Source organism: Leptolyngbya sp. FACHB-711, assembly GCF_014695615.1.
In the GTDB taxonomy this organism is placed as follows: domain Bacteria; phylum Cyanobacteriota; class Cyanobacteriia; order Elainellales; family Elainellaceae; genus Leptolyngbya_A.
The window spans coordinates 1-2,539 of record NZ_JACJOR010000016.1; the positions used below are offsets into that span (position 1 = coordinate 1).

The window sequence follows — 2,539 nt, forward strand, 5'->3', positions numbered from 1 at the left end:
GAAGCGGCCCGCGATTTGCTGAACCAGGCACTCTACGGCGAATCTGCTACTGTCGAAAAGTCAAATCCCAAGACGGCTAAAGCAGATAAAGCAGCGGATAAAGCAGATAAAGCAGCGGATAAAGCAGATAAAGCAAAAGGCGACAATAGTCGAACTTAAGCAAGGATGAACTCTCTTTGACCCATACGGCAGCAGAAAAACGGGCATTGCTTGCCCAAATTGCTTACCAGGAAGGAAAGGTAGGGCGGCAGGGCAATGAACAAAAAGCTGGGGCAGAAATCGAGCGATACCTGAATGTTTTTCGAGCAGAATTCAACGCGATCGCTTGCACCACAAAATATTCTGACAAGACGATCGGTTTTGATTGGTGCTGTGCTTTTGTTTACTACTGCTGTCTTCAGGCAGGCTTTTCTCCGCCGATTCAGCCCATTCCCGATCGCCGTTCAACGCTGGGATTTGTCAGCCTATGGTACGAATGGGCAAACTTTCTCGAAAATCAGTTCTATTGCTCAGCAAACCGCTCTGACTTTGAACCCAAATCAGGCGATATTGTGCTGTTCGATCGCCTGCTTGAACCCGTTGCGCTCGATCACATTGGGATTGTGGTAGAGGTGCGATCGGGAGAAATCATAACTGCTGAAGGCAATGTGAATAATCGATCGGGGATTTTTCACCGACCTTTTGATCAGCATATCAACGGATATATTCGGCTAATTTAGCTCTGATGGTTTTTAGCTCTGATGGTTAAGGATTAGGCGGCACAATCTCCGTTACCACTCGCCCACCGCTGACCACCACTGTCCGGTTTTGCAATCGACCTACTGCTCTTGGACCGCGTACCGTAGCAGGTGGATCTGCCTGGTTGTAAACGACATTGCCTTCTGCCACAAGCTGCTGGGTGGGGATCGTCCAGACCAGGGTATCGGATGCCAGATCAGAGTCATTGCGCTGCCCGATCGCCCGAACATTACCCGTGAAGCGAGCTACTCTTGGTTCTAAGTCCATTCTGGCGCGATCGGCAGTCAGGGTAGTTTGCTCCTGCTGATGCACCACGGTCACGGGCTGATCGGCTTCGATCGTTTGCCGTTTCAGATTCCAAATCAGCGAGTTGCCTGTTACCAGCAGGGGCGGATCGACGGTGAGCACACGGGCATTTTTGCGAAGGGTAGCGACACGGCTGCCGATTAGCACTTCTGCGGTGTCTCCGTTTGCCTGATCGGTAACTTGTGTATTATTGGCAATGCGCTGCGCCTGAACGGGGCGATCGCTCACCAGCCGATCCTGCTGCATTAGCCACACCATCTTCTCCCCCTGAAGCTTGAGCTTCGGTTCGTCGCGTGTTTCCGCAATAATATTGCCCGATAGCTCAACGCGCTGCTGTCGTCGCTGAACTCTGCCCTCATTTGCGCTGAGGGTCAACTTCGGATGGGTTCCGCGCAGGTTGCCGCGCACAATCATCAGATCTTGTTTGGGTCGCCACTCCAGCTCGTTACCGCGCATCACTGCCCCACTCTCAACATCGGTTGCAACGACATCGCCGCGCAGAAAAATGCGGTTGCCATCCTGTCGAATTTCCCCTTCTTCTGCCTGAATCTTGTAGGCAGGTTTGCCGTCTTGATACAGTTCACCGCTCGGACTCTGAACTTTTGCGAGCTGCTTATCGGGCGTATAGACTGCCTGTTTTGCCCTCACCTTCCAGAGGGTTTGTCCTTTTTCATCGGGCTGCTCCAGCGTAATGTTGTTAAACGTGAGGTTGGGATCAACCTGCTGCGCGGCGGCTGTGTCTTCTGCCAACCGGTTTGCGCCGCGGCTCTCCTGCCGACAGCTTCCCAGCCCAAGCAACACCAGCAGCACACAAGGCAGCCCGATCGTCTTTATCCAGCCCATGCTTTTTTGATCCCAGACTTTGTTTTGATCCCGGGCTTTGATTCCAGGCGGCATTGCTTATGCCATCCAGCATCTTGCCCTGGCAATCTGAATGTAGCAGACGCTTGCCCTGGGAAAAAGCTCCCAGAATTCTCGTGCTACGGCTCAAACGATGGCTTGTCTTCTGGCTCCTCAACCAAGCCAATGCCACTGAGCGGACGATAGGTATAGCCCTGGCGCGGCGTTTTTTGAATGTCTTCTTTGATCGAGTCAAGGTCAATATAGCGATCGGCAACGTTAATCAAACTGTCGCTGGTCATCGATCGCAGGCTCACTACCTCAACTCGTACTCCTCGATAGCTCACCGCATCCACGGCATACGCCAGATCGCCATCGCCGCTCACCAGAACCGCCGTATCGTAGGAACCGACCAATGCCATCATATCAACGGCAATCTCGACGTCTAGATTTGCCTTCTTGGAGCCGTCTGGAAGCTGCACCAGATCTTTAGAAATCACGCGATAGCCGTTGCGCCGCATCCAGAGGAGAAATCCCTGCTGTTTTTCATTTGTACGATCGACCCCGGTGTAGAAAAACGATCGCAGCAGCCGTGATCCCGCCGTCAAACGGCAAAGCAGCTTGGTGTAGTCAATCTCAATGCCAAGCTGGAGAG

3 protein-coding genes are annotated in these 2,539 nt (G+C 52.8%); 1 reads left to right on the plus strand and 2 read right to left on the minus strand.

Features of this window, described 5'->3' with window-relative positions:
* The first annotated feature begins 176 nt into the window (after positions 1–176).
* Positions 177–719 carry a CHAP domain-containing protein gene (locus tag H6F80_RS00175; protein WP_190789607.1) on the plus strand — a complete coding sequence of 181 codons (543 nt, stop codon included), beginning with the start codon at positions 177–179 and terminating at the stop codon, positions 717–719.
* A 25-nt stretch (positions 720–744) separates the two neighbouring features.
* Here the strand turns inward: H6F80_RS00175 and lptC are convergent, their stop codons facing one another.
* Both lptC and H6F80_RS00185 read right to left on the minus strand, forming a co-directional pair.
* Positions 745–1,941, minus strand: a complete 1,197-nt coding sequence (lptC, locus tag H6F80_RS00180; protein ID WP_190789608.1) for an LPS export ABC transporter periplasmic protein LptC — start codon at positions 1,939–1,941, stop codon at positions 745–747.
* Positions 1,942–2,024: 83 nt separating this feature from the next.
* A partial coding sequence (locus H6F80_RS00185; RefSeq protein ID WP_190789609.1) for a LabA-like NYN domain-containing protein occupies positions 2,025–2,539 on the minus strand: 515 nt, incomplete at its 5' end.

Bases quoted from the DNA above. Each gene is read 5' to 3' on its own strand.
- lptC (WP_190789608.1), bottom strand. From the start codon at position 1,941: ATGCCGCCTGGAATCAAAGCCCGGGATCAAAACAAAGTCTGGGATCAA.